Origin of the sequence: Pseudonocardia sp. Ae150A_Ps1 (assembly GCF_001932315.1) — a bacterium.
GTDB lineage: Bacteria > Actinomycetota > Actinomycetes > Mycobacteriales > Pseudonocardiaceae > Pseudonocardia.
The window spans coordinates 4,819,415-4,845,941 of record NZ_MCIJ01000001.1 but is presented as its reverse complement, the minus strand read 5'-3'; the positions used below and the strand labels follow the sequence as shown (position 1 = coordinate 4,845,941).

General features: G+C 75.3%; 25 protein-coding genes. 12 read left to right on the top strand and 13 right to left on the bottom strand.

Annotated features, from left to right (window positions below; genetic code table 11):
* Positions 1-610: 610 nt before the first annotated feature.
* The gene (locus tag Ae150APs1_RS22750) at positions 611-2,065 is read right to left on the bottom strand and encodes an MDR family MFS transporter (RefSeq protein ID WP_075300195.1); all 1,455 of its coding nucleotides are present in this window, start codon (positions 2,063-2,065) and stop codon (positions 611-613) included.
* 173 nt (positions 2,066-2,238) lie between these two features.
* Here Ae150APs1_RS22750 and Ae150APs1_RS22745 point away from each other — a divergent pair, with 173 nt between their 5' ends.
* From Ae150APs1_RS22745 to Ae150APs1_RS22730, 4 genes are all read left to right on the top strand, one after another.
* Positions 2,239-3,402 carry an FAD-dependent monooxygenase gene (locus Ae150APs1_RS22745; RefSeq protein ID WP_083703837.1) on the top strand — a complete coding sequence of 388 codons (1,164 nt, stop codon included), beginning with the start codon at positions 2,239-2,241 and terminating at the stop codon, positions 3,400-3,402.
* A gap of 9 nt (positions 3,403-3,411) precedes the next feature.
* Positions 3,412-3,933 carry an isopentenyl-diphosphate Delta-isomerase gene (gene idi / locus Ae150APs1_RS22740; RefSeq protein ID WP_075300191.1) on the top strand — a complete coding sequence of 174 codons (522 nt, stop codon included), beginning with the start codon at positions 3,412-3,414 and terminating at the stop codon, positions 3,931-3,933.
* Positions 3,934-4,028: 95 nt separating this feature from the next.
* The gene (locus Ae150APs1_RS22735) at positions 4,029-5,000 is read left to right on the top strand and encodes a small ribosomal subunit Rsm22 family protein (RefSeq protein ID WP_075300189.1); all 972 of its coding nucleotides are present in this window, start codon (positions 4,029-4,031) and stop codon (positions 4,998-5,000) included.
* 177 nt (positions 5,001-5,177) lie between these two features.
* A complete protein-coding gene (locus tag Ae150APs1_RS22730) occupies positions 5,178-5,750 on the top strand; it encodes a hypothetical protein (protein ID WP_075300187.1) in 573 nt (190 codons plus the stop codon).
* Between the two features lie 13 nt (positions 5,751-5,763).
* On the opposite strand, the gene Ae150APs1_RS22725 is transcribed toward Ae150APs1_RS22730, so the two are convergent.
* Entirely contained in the window at positions 5,764-6,774 is a 1,011-nt protein-coding gene (locus Ae150APs1_RS22725) for a GTP-binding protein (RefSeq protein WP_075300185.1), read from the bottom strand.
* Positions 6,775-6,871: 97 nt separating this feature from the next.
* Between Ae150APs1_RS22725 and Ae150APs1_RS22720 the strand changes: the two genes are divergently transcribed.
* Complete coding sequence (locus Ae150APs1_RS22720) at positions 6,872-7,870, top strand: carbohydrate kinase (RefSeq protein WP_249266454.1); 999 nt, start codon at positions 6,872-6,874, stop codon at positions 7,868-7,870.
* On the opposite strand, the gene Ae150APs1_RS22715 is transcribed toward Ae150APs1_RS22720, so the two are convergent.
* Entirely contained in the window at positions 7,871-8,917 is a 1,047-nt protein-coding gene (locus Ae150APs1_RS22715) for a glycoside hydrolase family 16 protein (protein WP_075329479.1), read from the bottom strand. It abuts the gene before it with no gap.
* A 368-nt stretch (positions 8,918-9,285) separates the two neighbouring features.
* On the opposite strand from Ae150APs1_RS22715, the gene Ae150APs1_RS22710 reads away from it, so the two are divergent.
* The gene (locus Ae150APs1_RS22710; protein ID WP_075300179.1) at positions 9,286-9,699 is read left to right on the top strand and encodes a cupin domain-containing protein; all 414 of its coding nucleotides are present in this window, start codon (positions 9,286-9,288) and stop codon (positions 9,697-9,699) included.
* A gap of 10 nt (positions 9,700-9,709) precedes the next feature.
* Here Ae150APs1_RS22710 and Ae150APs1_RS22705 read toward each other — a convergent pair whose 3' ends face one another.
* Genes Ae150APs1_RS22705 through Ae150APs1_RS22675 form a run of 7 tightly spaced genes read right to left on the bottom strand, consistent with a single transcriptional unit; the run spans position 9,710 to position 17,447 of the window.
* Positions 9,710-10,753: a PHP domain-containing protein gene (locus Ae150APs1_RS22705; protein ID WP_075300177.1), complete on the bottom strand. Its 1,044-nt coding sequence runs from the start codon at positions 10,751-10,753 to the stop codon at positions 9,710-9,712.
* A gap of 9 nt (positions 10,754-10,762) precedes the next feature.
* Positions 10,763-12,379 (bottom strand): CHAD domain-containing protein, encoded by a 1,617-nt coding sequence (locus Ae150APs1_RS22700; protein ID WP_075300175.1) that lies wholly within the window; start codon positions 12,377-12,379, stop codon positions 10,763-10,765.
* Positions 12,380-12,438: 59 nt separating this feature from the next.
* Complete coding sequence (locus Ae150APs1_RS22695) at positions 12,439-13,944, bottom strand: FAD-linked oxidase C-terminal domain-containing protein (RefSeq protein WP_249266452.1); 1,506 nt, start codon at positions 13,942-13,944, stop codon at positions 12,439-12,441.
* Positions 13,911-15,023 (bottom strand): pyridoxal-phosphate dependent enzyme, encoded by a 1,113-nt coding sequence (locus Ae150APs1_RS22690; protein ID WP_075300173.1) that lies wholly within the window; start codon positions 15,021-15,023, stop codon positions 13,911-13,913. The genes Ae150APs1_RS22695 and Ae150APs1_RS22690 overlap by 34 nt, the downstream gene beginning before the upstream one ends.
* Positions 15,020-15,937: a hypothetical protein gene (locus Ae150APs1_RS22685; RefSeq protein ID WP_075300171.1), complete on the bottom strand. Its 918-nt coding sequence runs from the start codon at positions 15,935-15,937 to the stop codon at positions 15,020-15,022. The genes Ae150APs1_RS22690 and Ae150APs1_RS22685 overlap by 4 nt, the downstream gene beginning before the upstream one ends.
* Positions 15,934-16,743 carry a DUF364 domain-containing protein gene (locus tag Ae150APs1_RS22680; RefSeq protein WP_075300169.1) on the bottom strand — a complete coding sequence of 270 codons (810 nt, stop codon included), beginning with the start codon at positions 16,741-16,743 and terminating at the stop codon, positions 15,934-15,936. The genes Ae150APs1_RS22685 and Ae150APs1_RS22680 overlap by 4 nt, the downstream gene beginning before the upstream one ends.
* Positions 16,740-17,447, bottom strand: coding sequence for a methyltransferase (locus tag Ae150APs1_RS22675; RefSeq protein WP_249266450.1), 708 nt, complete (start codon positions 17,445-17,447; stop codon positions 16,740-16,742). Before Ae150APs1_RS22675 ends, Ae150APs1_RS22680 begins: the two co-directional genes overlap by 4 nt.
* 133 nt (positions 17,448-17,580) lie before the next feature.
* Here Ae150APs1_RS22675 and Ae150APs1_RS22670 point away from each other — a divergent pair, with 133 nt between their 5' ends.
* Genes Ae150APs1_RS22670 through Ae150APs1_RS22655 form a run of 4 tightly spaced genes read left to right on the top strand, consistent with a single transcriptional unit; the run spans position 17,581 to position 21,608 of the window.
* On the top strand, positions 17,581-18,612 hold the full coding sequence (locus tag Ae150APs1_RS22670; protein WP_082399084.1) for an iron ABC transporter permease: 1,032 nt from the start codon (positions 17,581-17,583) through the stop codon (positions 18,610-18,612).
* Entirely contained in the window at positions 18,613-19,413 is an 801-nt protein-coding gene (locus Ae150APs1_RS22665) for an ABC transporter ATP-binding protein (RefSeq protein ID WP_010228866.1), read from the top strand.
* Positions 19,414-20,394, top strand: coding sequence for an ABC transporter substrate-binding protein (locus Ae150APs1_RS22660; protein WP_075300165.1), 981 nt, complete (start codon positions 19,414-19,416; stop codon positions 20,392-20,394).
* Complete coding sequence (locus Ae150APs1_RS22655; protein ID WP_075300163.1) at positions 20,391-21,608, top strand: MFS transporter; 1,218 nt, start codon at positions 20,391-20,393, stop codon at positions 21,606-21,608. The genes Ae150APs1_RS22660 and Ae150APs1_RS22655 overlap by 4 nt, the downstream gene beginning before the upstream one ends.
* 891 nt (positions 21,609-22,499) lie before the next feature.
* Here the strand turns inward: Ae150APs1_RS22655 and Ae150APs1_RS33890 are convergent.
* The 3 genes from Ae150APs1_RS33890 to Ae150APs1_RS22645 are packed head-to-tail and all read right to left on the bottom strand — an operon-like array spanning position 22,500 to position 24,109.
* Positions 22,500-22,922: a hypothetical protein gene (locus tag Ae150APs1_RS33890; RefSeq protein ID WP_249266448.1), complete on the bottom strand. Its 423-nt coding sequence runs from the start codon at positions 22,920-22,922 to the stop codon at positions 22,500-22,502.
* Between the two features lie 12 nt (positions 22,923-22,934).
* Positions 22,935-23,462, bottom strand: coding sequence for an FAD-dependent oxidoreductase (locus tag Ae150APs1_RS33885; protein ID WP_249266447.1), 528 nt, complete (start codon positions 23,460-23,462; stop codon positions 22,935-22,937).
* A complete protein-coding gene (locus tag Ae150APs1_RS22645; protein WP_060573474.1) occupies positions 23,459-24,109 on the bottom strand; it encodes a GntR family transcriptional regulator in 651 nt (216 codons plus the stop codon). The genes Ae150APs1_RS33885 and Ae150APs1_RS22645 overlap by 4 nt, the downstream gene beginning before the upstream one ends.
* A 235-nt stretch (positions 24,110-24,344) precedes the next feature.
* Here Ae150APs1_RS22645 and Ae150APs1_RS22640 point away from each other — a divergent pair, with 235 nt between their 5' ends.
* Together Ae150APs1_RS22640 and Ae150APs1_RS22635 are read left to right on the top strand one after the other, a co-directional pair.
* A complete protein-coding gene (locus Ae150APs1_RS22640) occupies positions 24,345-25,589 on the top strand; it encodes a CoA transferase (protein WP_075300161.1) in 1,245 nt (414 codons plus the stop codon).
* A 1-nt stretch (position 25,590) separates the two neighbouring features.
* Positions 25,591-26,511 carry a hydroxymethylglutaryl-CoA lyase gene (locus Ae150APs1_RS22635; RefSeq protein ID WP_075300159.1) on the top strand — a complete coding sequence of 307 codons (921 nt, stop codon included), beginning with the start codon at positions 25,591-25,593 and terminating at the stop codon, positions 26,509-26,511.
* Positions 26,512-26,527: the final 16 nt, after the last annotated feature.

The window sequence follows — 26,527 nt, the reverse complement described above, 5'->3', positions numbered from 1 at the left end:
ACATGTCCAGATGGTGGGATCCGACCGCTCCGGGCCTCGCCTCGGCCGCTCCGGGTGACCTGCACTACTCCGTACGGGCCGGACATGCCGGGACGGGGCACGGAAATCGCCCGCGAGGATTCACCCGATCGTGGCTTCCGGGTCGGGAACCGATCACGCTCACGCCGCTGACCTGGGACGACTCCGCCGGTTCCGCGGCGTACGGGAACCGGTCCGGACAACGTCCAGCGGCGGGCGGGCGTGTCGTGGCGTGACGGAACGGTCTTGACATCGGGCGTCCCGCGCATCCGGCTTGTCGGATTGCGGAGTATCGCCGCAGGTCGGAGGCGTGCCGGGCCTCCGGCGCCCCGCCGATCCCGCCCGGCGGCACCGGACCGGCCGCGGCGCACCGGCGGTACGCGGAGACGGGGCACCGCACACCGCACACCGGGCCGGGCAGCCGGACCGCCGGACCGGCGCCTCGTCGCGCCCTGGCAGCCGCGGCACCCCGTGACGGGCCGGCGCACCCGTCGCGTGGGGTGCGGCAGGGGGTCACGGGGTGCGGCAGGGGGTCACCGGGTGCGGCGCGGGGGCGCGGGGCCCGGCCCGTCGGGGGCCGGGCCGCCCGGGCTCAGTGCGTCGTCGTCCCGGAGGCGACCGGGTCGGCGGCCGCGCGGCCCCCGGTCAGGAACGCCAGCGCCACCACGGCGAGCGACACGAACGCCGCGACGAGGAAGGCCGCGTGCACCCCGGCCTCGTCGATGCCGCCGTCGCCGGAGGCCAGGGTCATGACGGTGATGAACAGCGCCGTCCCCGCGGCACCGGCGACCTGCTGCATCGTCGTGACGATGACGCTGCCGTGCGAGTACAGGTCGCCGGGGAGGGAACCGAGCGCGTCGGTCATCAGCGGCGTGAACATCAGCGCCAGCGCGGCGGACAGCCCGACGTGCAGCACCGTCACCAGCCAGATCGGAGAGCCGGCGCCGAGCGTCGTGAAGCCCCACATCACGACGGCCAGCACCACCGCGCCGGGGATGACGAGCGGGCGCACGCCGAGCCGGTCGTAGGCACGTCCGACGATCGGGCCGAGCAGGCCCATCACCAGGCCGCCGGGCAGCACGACCAGGCCGGCGACGAAGGCGCTGTCGCCGAGCACGTCCTGGATGTAGAGGGGCAGCAGGATGATCGCGCCGAACAGCGACATGAAACCGGTCGCGACCAGGACGAGCGCGAGCGTGTAGCGGCGGATCGCGAACGGGCGCAGGTCGAGCAGCGGCGCCCCGGTCCGCTGCAACCGGATCTGCCGGTGCACGAACACGGCCAGTGCGAGCGCCCCGACCACCAGCGGCACCCAGGGTGGGACGCCCCCGTGCGTGCCCGCGGCGGCGGACTCGCCGGCCGCGGACAGCCCGTAGACGATGCCGGAGAACGCGACCACCGAGATCAGGACCGACAGCACGTCCAGCGGGGCCGTCGACGTCTCGGCGGTCACCTTCAGCCAGGTGGCGCCCGCGGCGAGGGCGAGCAGCGCGATCGGCAGGACGATCCAGAACATCCATCGCCAGCCGAGCGCGGAGAGGATGACCCCGGAGATCGTCGGCCCGACGGCGGGCGCGACCGCGATGACGATGGAGATCGTGCCCATCGTCTGCCCGCGCCGTGACGCGGGGACCAGGCGCAGGATCGTCGTCATCAGCAGCGGGACCATCACCGCGGTGCCGCAGGCCTGCACGACCCGGCCGCCCAGCAGCACGGGGAACGTCGGCGCCAGCGCGGACAGCAGGGTGCCCGCGCTGAACAGGCTCATCGACGCCAGGTAGACCGCGCGCGGCCGGAACCGCTGCAGCAGGTACCCGGTGATCGGGATGACGACGGCCATCGTCAGCATGAAACCGCTGGTCAACCACTGTCCGGTCGCGGCGGTGATCCCGAGGTCGGTGATCAGCGCGGGCAGCGCGACGCTCATGATCGTCTCGTTGAGGATCATGACGAAGGCGGACCCGACCAGCAGCGAGATGATGAGCGGAGCACCCACCGGGAGCCGCTCCGCCTCCGGGACGGGACCGGTCGTCGGCTCGGTCGTCACAGCGGGACTCCTTCGCGGTTCGGGCACGGTCCGGCCCCCGGTCGAGGGCATGCGGGACCGCGGACGGACGGTCGTGCGGTACATCGAGTGAACACGACGCCGCGTTCCACGGCGAACGGATTCCGTGCCCGGCGAACGCCGTCCGCCCGGGGCGGACGCGCAGAATGGGACGCATGCACACGTACGACGTCGTCGTGGTCGGGGCCGGTCCGGCCGGTGCCGCGGCGGCCCTGAACGCGTTGCGGCTGCGGCCGGACGCGACGGTGCTGATGCTCGACGCGCAGGCGTTCCCGCGGGACAAGGTGTGCGGTGACGGCGTCGCGGCCGAGGTGTTCGACCTGCTCGACGCCCTGGGCGTCGGTGGCGTCCGCGAGCTCGGCCCCGAGGCACCGTGGCTGCGGCTGCGGACCCCGGGCGGGCGGGCCGTGCACCGCGCGGCGCCGCGGCCGAACCGGGTGATCACGCGGACGGTGCTCGACGCGGCGCTGGCCGGCGCAGCCGTCGCCGCCGGGGCGGAGCTGCGCACCCACCGGGTCCGGGCGCTCGTGCCGGAGCCGGGCGTCGTCGTCGTCGACGGGGTGGTCGCCGGACGGACGGTCGTCGCCGCCGACGGCGCGAACTCGGTGGTCCGCCGCGCGCTCGGCGCGCCGGCCGCCCCGCCCGGGGACACCGCCGTCGCGATCCGCGGGTACACGCCGGTCGCGGCCGAGCCGGGCACGCTGACGATCGAGTACGCCGGCGGCGACCACCCCGCGTACGCGTGGTCGTTCCCGGTCGCCGGGGGCGGCGCGAACGTCGGCTACGGGGTGTTCGACAAGCGCGGCGCCGGGTCCCGCGCCGACCTGCTGGAACGGCTGGCCGTGCTGCTGCCCGGCCAGCAGCCCGACCCCGCGACCCTGCGGGCGCACCACCTGCCGCTGTCGACGACGCCCCGGTTCCAGCCCGACGGCCGGGTGGTGCTCGCCGGCGACGCCGCCGCGAAGGTCAACCCGCTGACCGGCGAGGGGATCTTCGACGCCGTCGCCTCGGGGATCCTCGCCGGCCGCAGCGCGCTGCGCGGCGCGTCCGCGGGGGCCGTGCACCGGGACGCGATGGACCGGACCTTCGGCCGGCACCACCGGCACGTCGGGACGCTGGCCCGGCTCGCCGCACGGCCCGCGTTCCTGGACGCCGCGATCGGTGCCGCCGCGGCGCACCGGACCGTGTTCGACTGCGCCGTCCGGCTGGGCCTGGCCCGCGGGACCGTCTCCCCCACGGCGCTCGCACTCGTCGCCGCGCAGCGGCCGGGCAGCGTGATCCGCGCCCGCCGCCGGGCCACCGCGGCGTCGCTGGGGTAGACAGGTCGCATGGAACAGGTCGTGCTCCTCGACGACGACGGCGCCCCGGTCGGGGTGGCCGACAAGGCGACCGTGCACGGCGCGACGACCCCGCGGCACCTGGCGTTCTCCTGTTACGGCGTGGACGACGCCGGCCGCCTGCTCGTCACCCGGCGTTCCCGCAGCAAGACGGCGTTCCCGCTGGTCTGGACGAACACCTGCTGCGGGCACCCCGCTCCGGGCGAGGACATGGCCGACGCGGTGCACCGCAGGCTCTCCGACGAGCTCGGCATCCGGGCCACCGAGCTGCGGCTGGTGCTGCCCGATTTCAGCTACCGCGCCTCGCAGGACGGCATCGAGGAGAACGAACTCTGCCCGGTCTTCGTCGCGCGGATCACCGGCGAGCCCGACCCGCGGCCCGACGAGGTCGAGGAGACCCGGTGGTGGAGCTGGGAACGCTTCCGCGCCGCCGCCGACGACCCGGACTCCGGCCTCTCCCCCTGGGCCTGCCTCCAGGCCCCCTCCTGGACGCCCTCGCCGACCCGCTCCTGACCCGGTAGATCACCGATCGGGAGGGGAGGCGGCCACATGTGGCCGCACCGCTTCCCGATCCGTGACCTCCCTGGGCGGGGTGGTGGGATGGCCGGGTGGACGATCTGGCCGACGACCTCGGTGCCGCGCTCGACGGGGTACTGGACCCGATCCCGGGCGGGCGGCTCGCACCGCTCGTCGAGCGGCTGATCGGCGAGTACCGCAGCGGGTCGGTGCCCTCGTCGCCGATCCTGCGCACCGACGACGACGCGGCCGCCTACGCGGCGTACCGGATGCCGGCGACGCACGCCGCGGTCGTCGACGTCCTCGGGCGGGCGGCCGGGCGGGTGCCCGATCCGGTCTCGCACGTCGACCTCGGTGGCGGGACGGGTGCCGCGGTGTGGGCGGCGGCGCAGGTGTGGCCGTCGGTGCGCCGGGCCACGGTGCTCGAGGCGGCCGCCCCGGCACGGGCGCTCGGGCGCCGGCTGACCGAGGGGGCGTCGGCGCCGTCGGTGCGGGGCGCCCGCTGGGAGTCCGCCGTGCTCGGCACCGGCACGGAGCTGCCGGACACCGATCTGCTCACCGCCTGTTACCTGCTCGGTGAGCTGCCCGAGCCGGTACGGGCGGCGCTGGTGGATGCGGCGGCCCGCACGGCACGGGTGGTGGTCGTCGTCGAACCGGGGACGCCCGCCGGGTACGCGCGGGTTCTGGCCACCCGGTCCCGGCTGCTCGCCGCCGGGCTGCGGACCGCGGCACCCTGCCCGCACGACGACGTCTGCCCGGTGACCGGCGACGACTGGTGCCACTTCGCGGCCCGGGTCAGCCGCAGCTCGCGGCACCGCGCGCTCAAGGCCGGCTCACTGGGTCACGAGGACGAGAAGTTCTCCTACGTCGTCGCCGTCCGGGACACGGCCGCGCCGGCGCCGGGACGGGTGGTGCGGCACCCGCAGACGCGGAAGGGGCTCGTGACGCTGCGTGTGTGCGCGGCGGACGGCTCCCTGCGCGACACCCCCGTTCCGCGCAGCCGCAAGGAGCTGTACCGGGCCGCCCGCGACGCCGCGTGGGGCGACCCGTGGCCACCCGGGTGACACGCCAGGGGGTCTGCGTCGACCCCTCGCAACCGGGGGTGATCAACGACACACAGGTGATGCACAGTCCAGTCGTTGTGAATCCGTAACACGGACGGGCATCGTGTGCGACTGACCGGGCGAGACGGCCATCCGGTGGGCCGCGAGCAGCAGCTTTCTCACAGATCGAGCACGACCATGAACGACTTCACCACCGGTGCTCCCACCGATCGGCTCCCGACACTCGTCCGCACGCGCCGCGGCTACCGCGTGCACGATCCTGCGCTGCTCCAGGGCACCTCCTACGTCATCGACGACGCCGGCGACCTCGTCTACACGAAGGTCCCCGCCGGCGTCATGACCGCGAGCGCGTTCCTCGCCGCGACCGTCACCGCGGTGACCGTGGGTGCGCACAGCTGGACCCTGGCGATGCTGGTGTTCGTGATCGGGCTGCCGGTCGCGTTCGCCGCCGCCGCGGCGCTGCTGTCGCTGGTCCACGCGGCGACCGACCCGGTGCGCCGCTACCGCGCGCGGTTCGGGAACTCCCGTTTCGCGCTCGACGTGACCGACCGGTCGTCGGCGGACTGGCAGCTGTGCGCGCGGGCCGAGCGGCTCGCCGCGAGCCGGTCCTGGCAGGCCGGGCGGATCGACCCGACGCGGACCCTCGGCGGGCTGCTGTGGACGGCCGTCGGCGGTGGGGAGACCTGGGCGGCCGACGCCCTGACCACGCTGGCCGAGCCGGCGACCGGCCCCGACCTCACCTCCGTCTGAGCGGGCGCCGCGGTCACACCGCGTAGCGGGCGACGGGGAGCAGAGCATCGGTGTCGCGGCGGTCCCCGTCGCCCGCGACGCACGCCTCCAGCGAGCGCCGCAGGGCGGCCTCGTCGAGTCCGGTGCCGATCAGCACCAGCGTGGTGCGGCGGGGTTCGTCGGCGTCCCACCGGGTGCGGTGGAACCGGACGTAGCGGCCGACGGTGTGCAGGTCCCAGCGTTCCCGGCCGGGCGCGGCGGCGAACCGCACCGAGCCCTTGATCCGGTAGAGCCCGGACGGGCGGGCGTCGAGGAGGTCCTGCAGACGCCCGGCGTCGAGCGGGTCGTCGCACTCGAACGTGAGGCTCTGGTAGCCGGCGTGCAGGTGGGCCTCGTGGTCGTGGCCGGCCTCGCGCACCTGCTCGCCGAGCATCAGCTGCCGCCCGGGGACGACCTCGATGTCGAACAGCAGCGCCGGGTCGACCGCACCGTCGCGCACCGGGACGATCAGGGCCCGCGGGTTGGCCTCGCGGCACAGCCGTCGCACCCGCCACAGCGTCCCCGGCCCGACCCGGTCGATCTTGTTGAGGACGACGAGGTCGGCCATCCCGACGTGCTTGTCCAGCTGCGCGTGCCGGCGGCGGGTGTCCTCGAACTCGGCGGCGTCGACCACTTCGACGAGCCCGCCGAAGCTGAGGTGCCTGCCGAGCGCGTCGAGCACCAGCTGGACCAGCGTGCCGGGCTCGGCGATCCCGCTGGCCTCGATGACGATCACGTCGATCTCGTCACGGCGGCGGGTCAGGTCCTCCAGGACCCCGGCGACGCCGTCCTCCCCGACCTCGCAGCACAGGCAGCCGTTGCCGAGGCCGACGACCTCGCCCGCCTGCCCCGCCAGGCGCATCGCGTCGATGCCGACCGAGCCGAAGTCGTTGACGACGACACCGATGCGCGCGTCCCCGCCGGTGGCGAGGAGATGGTTCAGCAGGGTCGTCTTGCCGGCTCCGAGGAAACCGGCCAGCACCACGACCGGGATCTTCCGGGGCACCCGACATGCCTACCACGTGCCACGGACCGTGCACGCCGGGTGGGGGCGCGTGCACGGAGTGGGTCCGGGTCGTCCACCGGTCGATACAGTGCCCCCCATGCCCGACACAGCTGCCGGACGTCCGCCACACGGAGTGATCGCCGTCGCCGGAGAGGCCCTCGTCGACATCGTCCCCGCCCCGGCCGAGGGGTACTGGGAGTTCGCGCCCGGTGGCAGCCCGGCGAACGTCGCGGTCGGCCTGTCGCGGCTGGACGTCCCGGCCCGGATGCTCGCCCGGCTGGCCGACGACCTGCTGGGCCGGAAGCTGCGCGACCATCTGGCGGGCAACGGCGTCGACCTGTCGCACGCCGTCGAGGCCGGCGAGCCGTCGTCGCTGGCGATCGTCGAGCTGGCCGACGACGGGCAGGCGTCCTACGACTTCCGCATCTCGGGCACCGCGGACTGGCAGTGGACCACCGACGAGCTCGAGGGCGCCCTGGACGAGGGCCCCGGAGGACCCGTCCTGGCCGTCCACTCCGGATCGCTGGCGCTGACGACCGCACCCGGGCACGAGGCGCTGCGCGAGCTCCTGGCCTCGGCGGTCGACACCGCGACGGTGAGCTACGACCCCAACTTCCGGCCGTTGCTGATGGGCACCCCGGAGGAGGTCCTGCCCGGCGTGCACGAGCTCCTCGGGCTGGCCGACGTGGTGAAGGTCAGCGAGGAGGACCTCGCCTGGCTGCACCCGGGACGCGAGCCCGGTGACATCGTCGGCGAGTGGCTGGACCTCGGGCCTGCCGTCGTCGTCGTGACGCTGGGGGCGGAAGGCGTGCTGGCCGGCACCGCGTCGGGGCTGCACAGCGTGCTGCCGGGCCGGCGGATCGACGTCGTCGACACCGTCGGGGCCGGGGACAGCTTCTCCGCCGCGCTGCTGGCCGGGCTGCACCGGCGCGGGCTGCTCGGCGCGATCGCCCGCGACGACCTCCACCGGATCGGGCGCGAGGCCCTCGACGGCGTGCTCGCCGAGGCCGTCGCCGCGGCCGCGATCACCTGCTCCCGGCACGGTGCGAACCCGCCGACCCGGGCCGAGCTCGACGCCGCGGACCTCGCCGGCTGATCAGCCGAGCCTGCGCGGCGCCCGCTCGGGGAAGTCCTTCGGCTGGCCGGTCGCGTTCGAGCCGGGCGCCAGGGTCAGCTCCGCCGGCTCGCTCTCGGGCAGCGCCCACTGCTTCGCCCAGTCCATGTGCATGGCGGTCGAGCCGCCCGCGTCGCCGAAGTAGTCCAGCTGCATGGTCATGTTCATCGGCCGCGGCGGGAACTGCTCGGTGTTCGTGGTCGAGTACCACTCCTTCCCGTTCACGAAGGCCGTGATCTTCTCCGGCGTCCACTCGAGCGCGTAGGCCGACCACTGCGTCGCGTCGTGCTCGACGGAGCCGTAGTCCTGATCGTTGTTCTCCCCGTAGTGCAGGAAGAACTCCGTCTCCTGCCGCGTGTCGTCGGTGATCTCCATCCAGTCGACCTCGCCACCGACCGGGAAGTCCTCGGCGACGGGCCAGAGCAGCAGCAGCGCGTTGAGCCCGCCGGACGCCTTCTCCGACTGCACGCACGCCTCCCACCGGCCGTACTTCTGACCGGGATGCCAGCTGACGGCGCCGGTGGTGCCGTCCTCGTCGCCCCTGATCGTCATGGCGCCGTCGGCGACGGAGACCTGGTCCGGGGTGCGGATGCCCTGCTTGTCGTGGCCGGGTTCGGGGCCGTAGGGGTGCCAGTCCGGCGGGAGGGCGGTGCCGTCGAAGTCGGACCGGCGGGTCGGCTCGCCCCAGCCGAGCGTGTCGGCGGCGGTCGTCGTGCAGTGCGACGCCGGGGCGGGGGCCTGCTGCTGCGGTTGCTGCGGTGCAGGTCCGGTTGCCGGAGGTGCCGGCTCCGCGTCGGGCTGCGGCTGCGCGGCGACAGCGCCTGCGCGTGCCGGGTCCGCGGGCTGCGTCGTGGCGTTGCTCGTGCGCGCCGGGTCCGTGGACTGCGTCGTGGCGTTGCTCGTGGGCGCCGGGTCCGTGGAATGCGCCGTGGCGGTGCCCGCGGCCGTCGTCGCCGTGACCGCCAGCGTCACCGCCAGCGCGGACGCCACGGCCAGCGCCCGCGACCGGGTCCTCGTGTTCGCACGCACCGTGAGTCACTCCCGTCACTCGGTTACCGACCGCCCCATCAGACGAGCAGTCGGTGAGGGGCGCCAGCCGAAACACTCGTCCGAGTCACCCCCGATCGGTGCTCGCGCCGGGAGAGATCGACCCACGGTGACGTCGGTGGCGCGGAACTCACCGCCCGTGACCGGCACGCACCCCGTCCCGCGCCCGTCGCCGCTCGGCGCACCCCTTCGCTGCTCCACGCACCCGTCGCGTGGGGTGCGGCGCGCGACCGGAAGGTGCGCGGCGCGGTCGGAGGGTGCGGCAGCGCCGGGGGTGAAGCGGCGGGGCGGGCGGGGCGGGCGGGGCGCGACGGTGGGTGCGGGGAGCGGTGCTCTGCGACAGTGGGGCCGTGTCGCGCCCCGATCTCGCTGCCGCGCTGGACCTCGCACCGCACCCGGAGGGTGGCTGGTACCGGCGGACCTGGACCTCCCCCGCGTCCGTCCCGACGCCGCACGGGGACCGGCCCACGGCGACCGCCATCCTCTACCTGATGGACGGTCCGGACCGGTGGCACCGGGTCCGGTCGACCGAGCTGTGGCTGTGGCACTCGGGCTCCGCCGCGGAGCTCGTCCTGGGCGGCGACGGGGACGCGCCCCGCACCGAGCAGGTGCTCCGCCTCGGCGCGGCGGATCCGGAGACGCTCCCCCAGCGTGAGGTCCCGGCCGGGGTGTGGCAGCGGGCGTACCCGCTCGGCGACGAGCCCGTCCTGGTGAGCTGCGTCGTCTCCCCCGGGTTCGACTTCGCCGACTTCGAGCTGCGCTGAGAGCGGCCGGTCAGGCGGGCGCGGTGCCGAGCAGCCCCGCCGCGTCGCGGGTGTTGCGGATCCGCTCCGGCGCGACCCCGCAGGCGATGGCGCGGGCGCAGCCGTGGTCGAGCCAGTCGAGCTGACCGGGGGCGTGCGCGTCGGTGTCGATCGTGAACTCGCACCCGGCCTCGACGGCGAGGCGGAGCAGCCGTTTCGGCGGGTCGAGCCGCTCCGGCCGCGAGTTGATCTCGACGGCGACGCCGTGCTCCGCGCAGGCGTCGAACACGGCGGTGGCGTCGAACTCCGACTCCGGGCGCTTCCGCCGGCCGGTGACCATCCGCCCGGTGCAGTGCCCGAGCACGTCGACGTGGGGGTTCGCGACGGCGGTGAGCATCCGCTCCGTCATCTCGTCACGCGGCATCCGCAGCTTCGAGTGCACGCTGGCGACGACGAGGTCGAGCTCGGCGAGCAGGTCGGCGTCCTGGTCGAGGGCGCCGTCGTCGAGGATGTCGACCTCGATCCCGGTCAGTACCCGGAAGTCCGACCCGGTGCCGGCGATCCGCTCGTTCAGCTCCGCGACCTGCTCCAGCTGGCGGCGCAGCCGGTCCGCGGAGAGCCCGTTGGCGACGGTGAGGCGCGGCGAGTGGTCGGTGACGACGAGGTAGTCGTGGCCGAGCCCGATCGCCGTCTCCGCCATCTCGGTGAGCGGCGACCCGCCGTCGGACGCGTCGGTGTGGCTGTGGCAGTCCCCACGCAGCGACTGCCGCAGCGCCACGGCGGCCTCGGCGAGCGGGACGCCGTCGGCGTCGGCCCGCGCGACGGCGTCCTCCAGGCGCCGCAGGTAGACCGGTTCCTCGCCGGCGACCGACTCCCCCACGCAACGGGCGGTGACCTCGCCGACCCCGCGCAGATCGGTGAGCGAACCGGCCGCGTGCAGCCGGGCGAGCTCGTCGGGGCCGGTGCCCCGCAGCGCCGCGGCGGCGGTGCGGAACGCCCGGACGCGGTAGGTCGACTCGTGTGCCCGCTCCAGCAGGAACGCGATCCGGCGCAGGTCGGCGACGGCGTCTCTCACGCCCGCAGGTTAGCGGCGCCGCATCCAGCGGCGGGATCTCGTGGTCCACACGTGCTCCCAGACCCCGGGCAGCCGCTCCTCCAGCCCGATCATGGCCGCCGTGTCCCGCCCGTGCAGCACACCGAAGGTGAACCCGTTGCGGCTCTCCGCGCCGGCGCGGGCGCCGAGGGTCCGCAGGAGCTCCCGGGACACCACGGCGTCCTGGTGGTCGCCGAGCACGGTCTGCACCTTCTTGAGCTGCTTCGAGAAGGCCCGCGCGTCCTTCCCGACGGCGGGACGGGCGACGTCGGTGGCGTAGCGGAGCTGCTTGCCGGTCTTGCGGGCGTCGTGCAGGGAGGTCGGCGCGACGTGCCCGGCGTCGAGGTCGGCGAGTGCGGCCTCCATCCGCCGCTCCAGCTTGCGGGCGGTCCGGCCGACCATCCGCGGCAGCGTCTCCCGTGCCGGCCGGTCGGCGCGCGACGACAGCGGCGGGTCGGCCAGCAGCCGCAGCAGCGCCCCGCGCAGGGCGGCGTAGCGCTCGCCGTCGACGACCTCGGTCACCGCCGCGCCGGTCTCGGCGCGGGTGCGGGCGAAATGCCGGGTGACGGCGGCCTGCACCGGACCGAGCAGAAGCTCCGGGTCCAGGTCGTCGAGGCGGCCGTTCAGCCGGGCCTCCTGGACCTCGGCGTCACGCTCGCCGGCGAGGGCCCGCCCCAGCCAGCGCAGCTCCGCGACCAGGTGCGGCACCCGCGGCCCCTCGAAGACCCGCGAGAAGGTCCGCAGCGCGCTGCGGATCCGGCGGGCGGACACCCGCATCTGGTGCACGGCGTCGGGCCGGTCGGCACGCAGGTCGGCCTCGCGCGCGGCGAGGGTGTCCACCTGCCGTGCGACGTGGTCGAGCAGCGCGCGCCCCGCGGTGCCCTTGCGGCCCCGGCGGCGCGGCGGCTCGGCGGGCCCGGCGGCGGCGAACAGCGCGGCGAGCGTCCGGCGGGCCTGGCCCGGCCCGCGGACGAGTCCGGTGTCGCGCAGCGCGCCGTCGATCTCCTGCAGCACGCCGGTGCCCGCCGTCCCCGGCCGGACGACGGCCTCGCTCCAGGCCTCCCCCGACGTCGATCCGCCGAGCGTCCCGGCCTGCACCTGGTCGCGCTGGAGCGACGCGAGCTCGCGCCCGGCGGCGTCGTGCAGGAGGCCCACCGACCGCACGACCCGCACCCGCCCGACCGGGCGGAGCTCGGCGTCGCCGCGGACCCGGCGGAGCAGCGCGTCGATCTCCGGCGGGACGCCCTCCGGGTCGACGCCCTCGATCCCGCCGCCGGCCTGCGGCACCCGCAGCTCCTCGACCGGGTCGCCGTCGGGCAGCCGGAGCACCCAGGTGACGCTGGGCGCGACCGGCGCGCCGCGGTCGGGGACGATCCGCTCGACGGCGAGCTCGACGCCGACCGCGAACAGGCGCAGGTCGGCGGTGTCGAACCGCTCGTGCTCACGCACCTCCGCCTCGGTGACGGGCCGGACACCGTGGATGCCGGCGGACCCGCCGAGCCGGGGCGCGCCGGTGTGCGCGGGCCCGGTGTAGGTGAGGGCGTCGGGCGGGAGCTGCTCCTCCACCGCCGGGCCTGCCGTCCGTGTCGCGTCGCCGGGTTCGCTCATCCCGGAGGGTTCCCGCGGGCCCGCGGTCCATACGGGGCCGTCCGGGCGAACCGGGCGTGTCAGACGGCCTTGCCGGGGTTGAGGATGCCGTCCGGGTCGAGCGCCGCCTTCACCGCCCGCTGCAGGGCCAGGGCGCCCGGGCCGAGCTCGCGCTCCATCCCGTCGCGCTTGAGCAGGCCGACCCCGTGCTCACCGGTCACCGTCCCCCCGGCCTCGACGGCGGCGGCGATGATCTCGTCGAACGCGGCCTTCGTCCGGGCCTTCGCGCCGGGATCGTCGTGCGGGGTGAGCATCAGCGGGTGCAGGTTGCCGTCGCCGGCGTGCGCGACGGTGGCGATGCGGACCCGGTGCCGGGCACCGATCTCCTCGATCCGGGCGAGCATCTCCGCCATCCGGGGGCGGGGGACGCACACGTCCTCGGTGAGCATGCCCATCCCGAGCTGCTCCAGCGCCGGGTAGGCCATCCGGCGGGCCGCGAAGAGCGCCTCGGCCTCGGTCTCGTCGGTGGAGGCCATGGCCTCGGTCGCGCCGTGCTGCTCGAACGCGGCCAGGATCGCGTCCGCCTCGGCCTCGGCGGCCGGTTCGGGCAGGTCGGTCTGGGCGAGCAGCAGTGCGGCGGCGTCCTCGGGCAGTCCGGCGTTGCGCCAGTTGTTGACCGCGGTCAGGCACTCGCGGTCGACGAGCTCGAACACGGCGGGCTGCAATCCCTGCTCGGTGACGGCAGCGACCGCGGCCCCGCAGTCGGCGAGCGAGTCGAAGAACCCGACGACGGTGCGCGGCGCGGACGGGCGCGCCGGGCGCAGCTTCACGGTGATCTCGGTGATCACACCGAGGGTGCCCTCGGACCCGACGAGCAGCCCCGCCAGGTCGTAGCCGACGACACCCTTCGCGGTCCGCCGCCCGACCCGCACGATCTCACCGGTCGCGGTGACGACCTCGAGCGCGAGCACGTAGTCGCGGGTCACGCCGTACTTCACGCAGCACAGCCCGCCCGCGTTGGTGGCGACGTTGCCGCCGATCGTCGACCAGGGCGCCGACGCCGGGTCCGGCGGGTACCAGAGGCCCTGGTCCGCGCAGGCGGCGCGCAGGTCGTCGTTCACCACCCCCGGTTCGACGACGGTGAGCCGCTCCCCGGCGGAGATCTCCCGGATCGCGGTCATCCGCTCCAGCGACAGCAGCACGCAGCCCTCGACCGCGTTCGCGCCGCCGGACAGCCCGGTCCCGGCCCCGCGCGGGACGACCGGCACCCGGGCCCGCGCGCAGGCGGCGACGGTGGCGGCGACGTCGGCCGTGGTCCGGGCCCGCACGACGCACAGCGGGGTGCCGTACTCGGCCCACTCCGCCTCGTCGTGCACGTAGGGGCGGACGGTGTCGGGATCGGTGAGGACCCGGTCGGCGTCGAGCACGGCGGCCAGCTCGGCGAGCAGGGCACGGCCGGTGGCGTCGGGCACCGACCGGTCCAGCTCGGCCGGTGCCGTGGACCCGCCGAACGGCCGCCCCTCCGGCTCGACGACGACCGGGGTGCCCTCGGTCAGCCCCCCGTCGGTGGATGCGCGCTCGACCATGACCGCGACGGTAGGCGGCCGCCGGGGCGCCGGGCCAGTGGAACCGGTGTGTGCACCGCGTCCGCAGGTGGTTCCGCCCCCGCCCACGCCATCCGGGACCACGGCAGCGCCAGCTCGTCGGTGCCCGTCACCGGGTGCGGGGCCAGCGTGTCCAGCGGCACCGCCTCGGTGTGCCGGGCGAAGACGCCGTCGACGTAGCGGTGGCCGGTGTCGGCGGCGATCAGCACGACGGTGCGGCCGGGGTCCCGCGCGCGCTCCCACCGCGCGGCGAGGTACGACGCGCCCGCCGACAGGCCCGCGAACACCGCGTGCCCGCGGAGCAACGCCACCGCTCCGGACAGGGCGGCGGTGAACCCGGTCCAGTGGACGACGTCGTAGGCGGGGTGGTCGACGTTGCCGAACGGGATCGAGCTGCCGATCCCGGCGATGATGATGTCCGGGTCGGCGACGTGCTCGCTGCCGAAGGTCACGCTGCCGAACGGCTGCACCCCGACGAGCCGGGTCGGGTCCCCCGGCGGGTCACCGGCGCGCAGGTACCGGGCGAGGCCACCGGTGGAGGCCCCGGACCCGACCCCGCCGACGACGGTCAGCGGCACCGGTCCGAGCGCCTCCCGCAGCCGTTGCGCGACCGGCCGGTAGCCGAGGTAGTGGACGTCGTCGTGGTACTGGCGCATCCAGTGCAGCCGGGGGTCGGCCGCGAGCAGCTCCCGGATCCGCGCGACCCGGCGGCTCTGGTCGAGCTTCAGGTCGTCGCTGGGCGGCATCCGCTCGAGGGTGGCGCCGAGCAGCTCCAGCTGGATCCGGGCGGCGTCGTCGACGGTGGTGGAGCCGACGATGTGGCAGTGCAGGCCGTGCCGGTGGCAGGCCAGTGCGAGGGCGTAGGCGTAGATCCCGCTGGAGCTGTCGACGACGCTGTCGCCGGGCGCGATCCGGCCGGTGTCGAGCAGCCGCCGCACCGCGGCGTCGGCACTGAGCACCTTCATGGTCTCGAACCGCAGGCAGACGAGCCCGTCGTCGAGCCGGACGAGGTCGGGGCGTCCGACGGCGTCGGCGACGTGGGTGTCGACCGCGCCGGTCACCGGGTGCCCCCGGCCGCCGCGACCGGCCGGAGGTGCGCGGCCCCGCCGGCGGTGAACCGCCCGGTCGGCACCAGCCCGGCCGCGCGCAGCGCCGCCGTCACCCGGTCCGCGGCGACGCCGTCTCCCGGGGCGAGCAGCACCCCGGCCACGTTGCCGCTGTGCGCGATCTGCACCCCGAGCACGCCGGGGCCCTCGACCGCGGCCCGCAGCCGGTCCACCTCGCCGTCGGTGCGGTGCAGCTGCGCGCTGCGGGTCGCGACCCGTGCGATCCCGGCCGGGTCGCCGGCGGCCAGCGCCGCGCGCAGCTCGTCGCGCAGCTCCTCGTAGGTGCCGACGACCGGGGCCGGGGGCTCGGGCGGGCGCACGGCGGGGGTGTCCACCGGGCGTCCGCCGTCGAGCAGGCAGCCGACCACGAGCAGCCGCGGCAGCTCGCCGGGCAGGACCTCGAGGACGTCGCCGTCGCGCTGGGCGAACAGGCGGGGCCGGGCGTCGTCGAACATCAGCGGGTCACTGGCCGCCTCGGCCGCGACGGCGAGGCGCGCCAGGGTGTGCGGCGCGATCCGGGTGCCGGCGGCGTCGGCGACCGCACGCACCGAGGCGACGACGTCCGCCGTCGACGAGCCCAGCCCCAGTCCCGGTGGGACGGCGCCGTGCAGGGTCAGCTGCCCGCCCCCGGTCCTCGGGCCGGCCACGGCGTCGAGCGCGAGGCGGGCCGCGCGGGCGGCCTTCACCCGGCCCGGGGGCCGCACCGTCACCTCGGTGCCGGTGCCCGACGGCCGGAACTCCGCACGCACCCCCGCGACCGGCGACGGCAGCGTGACCAGGCCCGGCCGGGCCGCGCCGGAGGAGTCCCGGAAGAACCCCTGCAGCAGCTCGCCGTGGTGGCACGGTGCGCTCCCCCGGCCGGGTCTCACGAGGCCGCCCGGTACCGGTAGAGCGCGGTCGTGTCGGCGCTGAACTGGGAGAACGGGAACGGCTCCGCGGACAGCGCGGACACCCCGTCGCCGAGGAAGGCCCTGGCCACCGCGGCTCCGGTCTGCGCGTAGACGGTCAGCGGGATCCCGCGGTCGCGACATCGGGCGGCGATGGGGTCGAAGGTGCCGTTCGCCAGGGTCATCCCGGTGGCGACGACGGCGTCCGCCGAGTCGATCACCTCGTCGGCGGAGCCGGAGACCGTGTCGCCCCACTGCGTGGTGCGCAGGTCGAGGTCGCAGGGCAGGCACTCGGCGCCCCGCTCGCGGATGGCCGCGACGAGCGGGTTCACCACCCCGATCAGCGCGACCCGGGCACCGGCGGGCACGTCGAGCAGCCCGGCGACGGCGGCGTCGCGGGCCACCGCACGCTCCTCCGGCGTCCCGGCGGGCAGCTCCACCCGCTCCGCACCCGGGTCGTCGCGGAACGGCCGCACCCCGGCGAGGTAGGCGTCGAGGGCGGCGGTCCGGACCGGGGCGGGCACGTCGTCGCCGAGCAGCGCGGCCAGCGGGCTGCCGGAGAGGTCCTGGCAGGCGACCGGATCGAGCTCACCGTCCCGCGCCGACGCCGCACCGAACGCGGCACCGCACCGGACCAGGACGTAGCGGTTGCGGTAGGTCACCGGTCCCCCGGCCAGCCGGGTGCCGTGCCCCGCCCAGAACACGCTGGTCGCGGTCCGCTCCGCCGGGTCGGGGCCGTGCCCGCCCGCGAGCACCTCGGCGACCAGGTCGTCCACCGTGCGGGTCATCGGGCGCCTCCGGCACGGGTGAAGCGGAACAGGTGGGTGATCACACCGTCGCCCCAGTCGTGGCGCAGCGCCAGACCGGCGTCGAAACCGTGCCGCAGCGCACTGTCCACCAGGGCAGGCAGGTCGGCGGTGTTGGAGGCGATCACGAACACCTCCCCGTCCGGGGCGAGCACGTCGCGCTCCGCCAGCTGGGCGAAGAACCGTTCCAGCAACGGGGCGCCCTCGCAGACGTTGCGGACGACGTCGGGGTCGTCGTCGACCCGGACGCTCACCGCGGGCGGGTTGAACGTCACCACGTCGACGACCGTGGAGTCCGGGACGCCGTCGAGCAGGTCGGCGACGATCCCGGTGCGCGCCGTGCCGCCGGCGAGCCGGTCGAGGTGGCCGACGGCGGTCTCCACACTCGCCGGGTGGACGTCGACGGCGTAGGTGTGCGCGGCCCCGCGCACCCCCGCGGCGATCACCTCCAGACCCAGGCCGCAGCCCATGGCGAGGTAGCGGCGACCGCGGGTCTCGATCTCCCCGGAGAGCACCCGATCGGCGATCATCTCGCTGGTCAGGCCGGGCCGGAACACGCCGGGCGGGACCTCGAGGTCCCAGCCGTTCCAGTGCCGGGTGCGGGTGGTGTGGAGGGTGCCGTCGGGTCGGTTGAGGGCCGACACGGTCTCGGCCGGCAGCGGTGCCGGCAGCTCCTGCGGCGTCACGGGAACACTCTGCGTCATAATGAAAACGGATACCATTTCGAGACCTGACCGGACAACGGTGACGCGGCGTGCATCACGACTCGGTCCGGACGCTGGCGGATCGCTCGCCCGAGTGTTACTACATACGACAATCATGTTTATCAGATGCACAGTCGGTCTCGCCGTGGCCCTGGTCGTGTCGGTCGTCCTCGCGATCGGGCTCGGCCCCGCCCCCGTCTCCCCCGCCGACACGCTGCGCTACCTCGGCGCCGCCTTCACCGGCGGCACGATCCGGCTCGACGAGGTCGCGACCTACGAGATCGTCTGGCAGCTGCGCACGCCCCGGGTGCTGCTCGCCGCCGTCGTCGGGGCGGGGCTATCCGCGGTCGGGGCCGGGGTGCAGGCGCTCGTCCGCAACCCCCTGGCCGACCCGTTCGTCCTCGGGATCTCCTCCGGTGCCGCCGTCGGCGCGGTCTCGGTGCTGGTCACCGGGGCACTGGCCGTCGCGGGCATCTACGCGCTGTCGGTCGGCGCGTTCGCCGGTGCGCTGGTCGCCGCGCTGCTGGTGCACCTGGCCGCCCGGCGCCGGGGCCCCGGCGGGACGAGCCCGCTGCGCCTGGTCCTGACCGGCGTGGCGATGGCGTACGCGTTCCAGGCCACGATGGCGTTGCTGATCTACCTGGTCCCGCAGGGCGAGGCGACCGCGACCGTCCTCTACTGGACCCTCGGCGGGTTCGGCGCCGCCACCTGGGGCTCACTGCCGCTGGTCGTCGTCGTGGTGCTCGCCGGGATCGTGCTGCTGCGGCTGCGGGCGCGGGACATGGACGTGCTCGCCCTCGGCGACGAGACCGCCGCGAGCTCCGGTGTGGACACCGGCCGGCTGCGCCGCGAGCTGTTCGTGCTGACGTCGGTGATGACCGGGGCGATGGTCGCGGTCAGCGGGGCCATCGGGTTCGTCGGGCTGATCGTGCCGCACCTGGTGCGGATGGTCACCGGCGCCGTGCACGCCCGGGTCCTGGTGCTGGCACCGCTGGTCGGCGCGGTGCTGGCGGTCTGGGTCGACCTGCTCTCGCGCACCGTCGTCGCCCCCCGGGAGCTGCCGCTCGGCGTGGTGACCGCGCTCGTCGGCGTCCCGGTGTTCGTGGTGCTGCTGCGCCGCCGCGGCTACGTGTTCGGGGGCGTGTAGATGTCCGGCCTGTCGCTGTCCGGGATCACCGTCGCCGCCGGTGGCCGCGAGATCGTCCGGGAGCTGTCCCTCGACGTGGCGTCCGGCTCCGTGGTCGGGCTGGTCGGCCCGAACGGCAGCGGCAAGTCCACCGCGCTGCGCTGCGTCTACCGGACGCTGCGGCCGCTGCGCGGGACCGTCCTGCTCGACGGCGAGGACCTCACCACCGGCTCGCTGCGCGAGAGCGCACGACGGGTCGCCGCGATGACCCAGGACCACGCGTCCGACCTGGACTTCACCGTCGCCGAGCTCGTCGCGCTCGGCCGGACACCGCACCTGGCCGGGCACCGTGGGCCCGGACCCGGCGACCTCCGGATCTGCCGCGAGGCGATGGACCGCGTCGGCGTCACCCACCTGGCCGACCGCGGCGTCCTGACGCTGTCCGGCGGCGAGCGCCAGCGGGTGCTCGCCGCCCGCGCGCTGGCCCAGACGCCCGAGGTGCTGGTGCTCGACGAGCCGACCAACCACCTCGACATCTCCTACCAGCTCGGACTGCTCGCCCTGCTGCGCGAGATCGGCACGACGGTGCTGGTCGTGCTGCACGACCTGAACCTCGCGGCCGCGGTGTGCGACCGGATCGGCGTGCTGTCCGAGGGGCGTCTCGTCGCCTCCGGCGCCCCCGCCGACGTGCTCACCCCCGCGCTCGTGGCCGACGTGTTCGGCGTGCGCGCCGACGTCGTCACCCATCCCGTCACCGGTGGGACCCGGCTGCTCTACGCCCTGCCGGGCGACCCGGTCCGTCCCGACACCGAGGAGATCTGAGTGCGCACGATCCGCGCCGTACCCCTGCTGCTCGCCACCCTGCTCGCCGCCACCGCCTGCGGCGCGCAGGTCGAGCGGTCGACGGCGGAGACCGCCACGGTCCCCCGCTGCGGGCAGCCGGTGGAGTACCGCGCCCCCGAGCGCGCCGTCGCCTACGAGGCAGGGAGCGCCGACAAGCTGTTCGCGCTCGGGCTGGGCGAGAAGGTGCGCGGCTACGTCATGCCGCCGGCGAACCCGCCCGTCTCCGAGTCCCCCTGGGCCGCCGACTACGCCGCCACCGAGGAGCTCTCCACCGACCTGCTCAACCGCGAGCTCGTCGTCGACGCGGGCGCCGATCTCGTCGTCGCGGGCTGGCGGTCCGGGTTCTCCGACGAGCGCGGCATCACCCCGGAGCTGCTCGACCGGCTCGGCATCCAGAGCTTCATGCACACCGAGACCTGCTGGAACTACCCCGGCTTCCCCGAGCGGGTCACGCCGCTGGAGGGCCTCTACGAGGACATGCGCCGGCTCGGCGCGATCTTCCGGGTGCCCGAGCGGGCCGACGACGTCGTCGCCGGGATGCAGGCCAGGGTCGACGCCGTCACCGCGGCCGCGCCGCGGCAGGACCCGCCGCCGTCGGTGTTCCTCTACGACTCGGGCACCGATCGCCCGAACACCGCGGGCAACCAGGTGCCGCCGAACGACATCATCTCCCTCGCCGGGGGGCGCAACGTCCTCGCCGACGTCGACGCCCGCTGGACCGACGTCGGCTGGGAGACCGTCGTCGAGCGGCAGCCGGAGATCATCATGATCCTCGACTACGGCGACCAGAGCGCCGAGCAGAAGATCGACTACCTGACCTCGCTGCCGCAGCTGCGCAGCGTCCCTGCGATCGCGGAGCGGAACTTCTTCGTGCTCGACTACAATGAGGGCATCAGCGGCCCCCGCAACATCGACGGCCTGGAGCGCTTCGGCGCCTACCTGCGGGAGTTCCGCCGGTGACGGGCGCGCGGACCGTCCTGCGCGACGTCGCGTTCCTCCGGCTGTGGACCGGGACGACGGCGTCCGGCCTCGCCACCTGGGCGCTGCCGTTCGTGCTCGGCCTCGGCGTCGTCCAGGGGGCGCTGACCGCCGTCGAGCTCGGGCTGGCCCTCGGGGTGCGGACGGCCGGCTTCCTCGCCGCGATGCCGGCCGGCGGTGTGCTCGCCGACCGCTACTCCCGCCGGACGACGGTCGCCTGGTCCGGCGCGCTCGCCGCCGCCGGGTCCGCGGCCACCGCGCTCGCCCTGACCGGCGCAGGCGGGCTCGCGCTGCTGCTCGCCGGGTGCGCGCTGGCCGGCGTCGGGCAGGGGGCCTGCCGGCCGGCGTTCCAGGCGCTGGTCGCCGAGATCGTCGACGGCGACCGGCGGCAGGAGGCGAACGCCGCGATGACGTTCGCCGTGCGCGGCACCACCCTGGTCGCACCGGCCCTGACCGCCCTGGTCGCGACCGTCCTCCCGGTCGCCGGGGTCACCCTGGGCATCACCGCGCTGTGGGTCGTCGCGGCCGCCGTCCCCGGGCCGGGGACGCACCGGCCGGTGCCCGCCGGACCCCGCGCCGGGTTCGTCGCCGAGTTCGCCGAGGGACTCACCGAGGCACGCCGGCACCCCTGGTTCCTCGCCGGGCTCGGCGCGCTGACCGCCGTGATCGCGACCGGCTACTCCGCGACCGGGGTGGCGTTGCCGCTGGTCAGCACCGAGAGCTACGGCGGCTCGGCGGTCCTGGCCGCGGCGCTCACCGGCTACACGGCCGGTGCGCTGGTCGGCGCGGTGATCGTCGCGCGGTGGCGGCCGGTGGCTCGCGGCCGGGTCGCGCTCGCCGGGCTCGCGGTCTACGCCGTCGCGCCGCTGTCGCTGCTGACCCCGCTGCCCGTGTGGGTCGTGGTCGGCGCCTACGTGGTGTGCGGGATCGGGATCGAGCTGTTCAACGTCCCGTGGTTCACCGCCGTGCAGCGCGAGGTCGAGCCGTCGAAGCTGGCGCGGGTGTCGTCGCTGGACTTCCTGCTGTCCTACGGCCTGGCCCCGCTCGGGCTCGCCCTGATCGCGCCGGCGATCCAGGCGTTCGGGCTGCGGCCGGTGCTGGTGGTGTGCGCGATCATGTGCCTGCTCGGACCGGCCCTGGCGATGCTGGCCCCGGGGTCGCGCCGGTTCTCCCGGGAACCCGCCCCCGCACCCTGACCCGCTCCCCCGTCGCACCGCCGCACCCCGCGGGACGCGGGGCGCGAGGCACGGGGCACGGGGCACGGGGCACGGGGCACGGGGCGCCGAGATGCAGCTCAGCGTCGTGGCGGGGTGTCGCGGACAGCGCTGAGCTGCATCTCGGCGGGGGGGTGCCGCACAGTCAGCGGCACCCGCGCAGCTCCTCCGGCAACCGCGCACGCTCTGTCGCTCACGCACAGCTCGTTCCCCTCCCGCACATGCTCCCCGTAACCGCACCGGCTGGTGCCGCGCCCGCATGGGCTCTCCGCACATCCGCGCGCCGCTCCCTCCACCGCCGCACAGGTTCCGCAACGGCCGCGCGCCGCTCCCGCACGCCTCCCGCCGCAACCGCACAGGTCTCACCGCTCCCGCACGAGACACGAACCGTGCGAGAGCACCGCAATGTGCGCGGCTGTTGCGCAACCTGCGCGGTTGCAGGGCTCGGGTGCGGAGAAGGGGGCCCGCGCGAGGAGCAGGACCTTCGCGGCCGACACCAGATCCGTGCAGCCGACCACGAGCCTGTGCGGCTGAGACAGAACCTGTGCGGCGGCCGAGCTCCCTCCACGACCGCACAGGTTCCGTGGATCCCGCACGAGACATGGACCGTGCGGGAGCATAAGTAGGTGTGCGGCTCCGGCCGAGCCTGTGCAACTGGGACAGAACCTGTGCGGCGGGGTCACCACACCTAGCGGCAGGACCTGTACGGGACGAAGGGGCTGGGCGGCAGCACGACCTTGGCGGCACGGACGAGTCCTCCGACCGCGGAGTGGCCGGGGGCCGGCAGGTCGAGACTGCGCGATCCGGTACACGGCCGCCGCCGGGTCTGTGCGGTTGCGGCAGAACCGCTGCGGCGGCGGACCAGCCGGGCGGTCAGAGGGCGAGGCGGGTGGCCAGGGCGTGGCCGAGGGACCGGCCGGAGAGCCAGGCCGTCTCGACCCGGGATCGTCCCCAGCCGTCGCCGGCGAGGGCGATGTTCTCGTCGTCGAGGTGGAAGGCCGTGGAGCGCTGGTCCGCTGGGGCCGCGTACCGCCAGCGGTGCACGTGGGTCCACTCCGGATCCGGGCCGATCCCGAGCGGCTCCTGCACCGCGGCCGTCATGGCGGGGACCGCGGCGGCGGGATCGGCGTCGTGGCGGCGGGCGGCGTCGCCGGTGGAGTGCGCGACCAGGACGGGGGCGTCGCCGCGGCGGTCGCCGTCGTCGGCGACGAGCGACAGCACGGGGTGCTCGTTCACGAACGCGGCGGGCAGCGCGGGCCAGTCGCGGTGGGCGAAGCCGAGGGTCAGCGCGAGCACCGGGTTCCACTTTCATCCCGCGACGGCGGCGCCGGCCGGGGTTCCCGGATCGAGCAGCCGGGCGGCCTGCGGGTCCGGCATCGCGAGCACGACGGCGTCGCAGGGCTCGCCGTCGACCAGCGGTCTCCCGTCCGGTCCCGGCCGCACGGCCGTGACGAGACGTCCGGTGTGGACGGTCAGGTCGCGCGCGGCGTCGGCGACGAGCGACCGTAGCCCACCGGGTGCCGCCCACCGCATCGGGCCGGGGGCGTCGGCGGCGCGGGTGCCGCCGTCGAACACGGCGAGGGTGTCGGTCCACTCGCGGAGCAGGCCGTCACGGCGCCAGCGGTCCACCCGGTCGGCGAACGCGTCGTCGGACACCGTGAGGTAAGCGGCCCCGATGTCGGCGGGCCGGCCGTCGTGCCGGTGCACCGCGAGCCGCCCGCCGGCTCCGCGGGCCCGTTCGAGCACGGTCACGTCGGCACCGCGCGCCGCGAGCTCCCCGGCGCAGGTCACCCCGGCGATCCCGGCCCCGACGACGACCACCCGCGGCGGGCTCATCCGTCGTCCTCCGGCAGGTCGGCCAGCACCTCGGAGGAGCTGAGCAGGTGCGTGGTCATCGCGGCCCGCGCCAGCTCGGCGTTGCGCCGCCGGATGGCCGAGACGATGTCGTGGTGCTGGCGCTGGCTGCGTTCCAGCTCGGCCGGCGAGTACTGGCCGAAGTTCCGGGCGATCGCGTTGACGCTCACGAGCTGCTGCAGGAGCTGCGGGAGCCGGGGACTGCGGGCAGCCTCGACGATCCCGTCGTGCAGCTCAGCGTTGTGCACGCTGCGCCGCTCGATCGCCTCCGGGTCGGTCCGGTCCCCGAGAGCGTCCATCGCGGTGAGGGCGCGTTCGATCCGAGCGAGCTGCTCGTCGGTCCGGAGCTCGGCGGCCCGGCCCGCGGCGTGGCTCTCCAGGACCGCACGCAGCGCGAAGACCTCGCCGAGGTCGTCGGCGTCCCACCGGATGACCCGCGCGCCGCGGTTGGCCTCGATCTCGACCAGGCCGTCCAGGCTCAGCCTGCGCAGCGCCTCCCGGACCGGGGTCCGGCTGAGGTCGAGCCGTTGCGCCAGCGAGGACTCGGCGAGCTTGTCGCCCGGCCGGAACTCCCCCTCCAGGATCGCCGCACGGACGGCCTCGTAGGCACGTTCCGCTCCCGTCGCCATGGGCTCGCCCTCACCTCCGCAGGAGTCGCGGCACGGCCGGCGTCCCGGCCCACGACCGCAGCCTAGGCGGTCGCACACGGGCACGTCGCGGCGGCCAAATGTACACAATCAATGCCGTTCCGGGAAGTAATCCCCAGGAAAAAACGAACTCTTGACGAATCATGTGTACAACTTGCAGGCTGACGTGGCGTACACCACGCGATCTGCCTCGACGCGGAGGAGACCGGCGAGCCCCATGACGACGACGACGTCGACGACCCCCGGCAGCACCGCTGCCGGCACCACGACCGACGGGCCGCTCGCCGGCCTCCGGGTGGTGGAGACCGGCTCGCTCATCGCGGGCCCGTTCTGTGCCCAGCTGCTCGGCGACTTCGGCGCCGAGATCATCAAGATCGAGGACCCGGGCGCGGGCGACCCCATGCGCCAGTGGGGCAGCTGCCGGCCGTCCGGCCACTCGCTGTCCTGGCCGATCATCGCCCGCAACAAGAAGTCCGTGACCTGCAACCTGCGGAGCCCCGAGGGACAGGAGATCCTCCGCGGCCTCGCGGAGCGCGCCGACGTGGTGGTGGAGAACTTCCGCCCCGGCACGATGGAGCGCTGGGGCTGCGGCTACGAGGACCTGAGCCGGACCAACCCGGGGATCATCATGACCCGGGTGACCGGCTACGGGCAGACCGGGCCGTACGCGCAGCGCGCCGGGTTCGGCGTGATCGGCGAGGCGATGGGCGGCATCCGCCACCTCACCGGCGAGCCCGGACGCCCGACGGGCCGGATCGGCGTCTCCCTCGGCGACTCGCTCGCGGGGACGTTCGCCGCGCTGGGCACCGTGATGGCCGTGGTCGGCCGGCAGCGCACCGGCATCGGCCAGGTCGTCGACTCGGCGATCTACGAGGCCGTGCTCGCGCTGATGGAGGCGTCGCTGCCGGAGTGGGAGCTGGCCGGTTTCCAGCGGGAACGCAGCGGGAGCACCCTTCCGGGCGTCGCACCCAGCAACGTCTACCCCACCCGGGACGGCGCCGAGGTGCTCATCGCGGGGAACCGCGACACCGTCTTCCGCAGGCTGGCCTCGGTGCTCGGCCGCGAGGACTGGCTCGACGACGACCGGTTCGCCACCCACGGCGCGCGCGGCGAGCACGGCGCGAAGCTCGACGCCCTGATCGGGGCGATCACGGCGACCCGGGACAGCGCGGCGCTGCTCGACGCGCTGCACGACGCGGGCGTCCCGGCCGGGCTCGCCTACCGCTCGGAGGACATGCTCCGCGACCCGCACTTCGCCGCCCGGCAGGCGATCGTCCGGCTCACCCATCCCGCGCTCGGCCCGTTCCCGATGCAGAACGTCGTTCCGCAGCTCTCCGGCACCCCCGGCCGGGTCGGGAGCCTCGGCCCCGAGCTGGGCGAGCACACCGACGCCGTCCTGTCGTCGGTCCTCGGTCTGGAGCACGCCCGGATCGCGGAGCTCCGCGCGCGGGGGGTCGTCTGAGATGGGCGCGGATACCGGGATCACGCTCGTCGAGGTCGCGCCCCGCGACGGCCTGCAGAACGAGGCCGTCCACCTGACGGTGCCGCAGAAGCTCGAGCTCGTCGCCCGGTGCGTCGACGCCGGCGCGCGGCGGATCGAGGCGGTCAGCTTCGCGAACCCGGCGCGGGTCCCGGCGATGGCCGGCGCCGAGGAGCTGATGGCGCAGGTCCCCCGCCGCCCGGGCGTGCGGTACGCGGGGCTGGTCATGAACGACCGCGGGCTCGACCGCGCGCTCGCCTGCGGGGTCGACGAGATCGACGTCGTCGCCGTCGTGACCGACACGTTCAGCCGCCGGAACCAGAACACGGACACCGCCGGCGCCCTGGCACTGGTCGCCCGGCTGCTGCCGCGGGCGCGCGCCGCGGGCGTCCCGGTGACGGTGCCCCTCGGCGCGTCGTTCGGATGCCCCTTCGAGGGCGAGGTCCCGCCCGACCGGCTGGGCGCGTGCCTCGCCGCGGTCGCGGACGCGGGACCGGCGGAGATCGCGCTGGCCGACACCATCGGCGTCGCCGTCCCGCGGGACGTGCACGAGCGCGTCGCGCTGGCCCGCGAGGCCTCCCCCGGCACCCCGCTGCGGATCCACCTGCACGACACCCGCAACACCGCCGTCGCCAACGCGCTCGCCGCCGTCGAGGCCGGGGTGACCGTGCTCGACAGCAGCATCGGCGGCGCGGGCGGGTGCCCGTTCGCGCCCGCCGCGACCGGGAACGTCGCGACCGAGGACCTCGTCTACGCCCTGCGGTGCAGCGGGATCGACGTGGGCCACGACCTGGAGCGGCTCCGGGACTGCGCCCGCTGGCTGGAGACCGTGCTCGAACGACCGCTGCCCTCGGCGCTGCTCGCCGCGGGCGACTTCCCCGACCGGAGCCGGCAGGCCGGCTGAACCGCAGAGAAAGCGA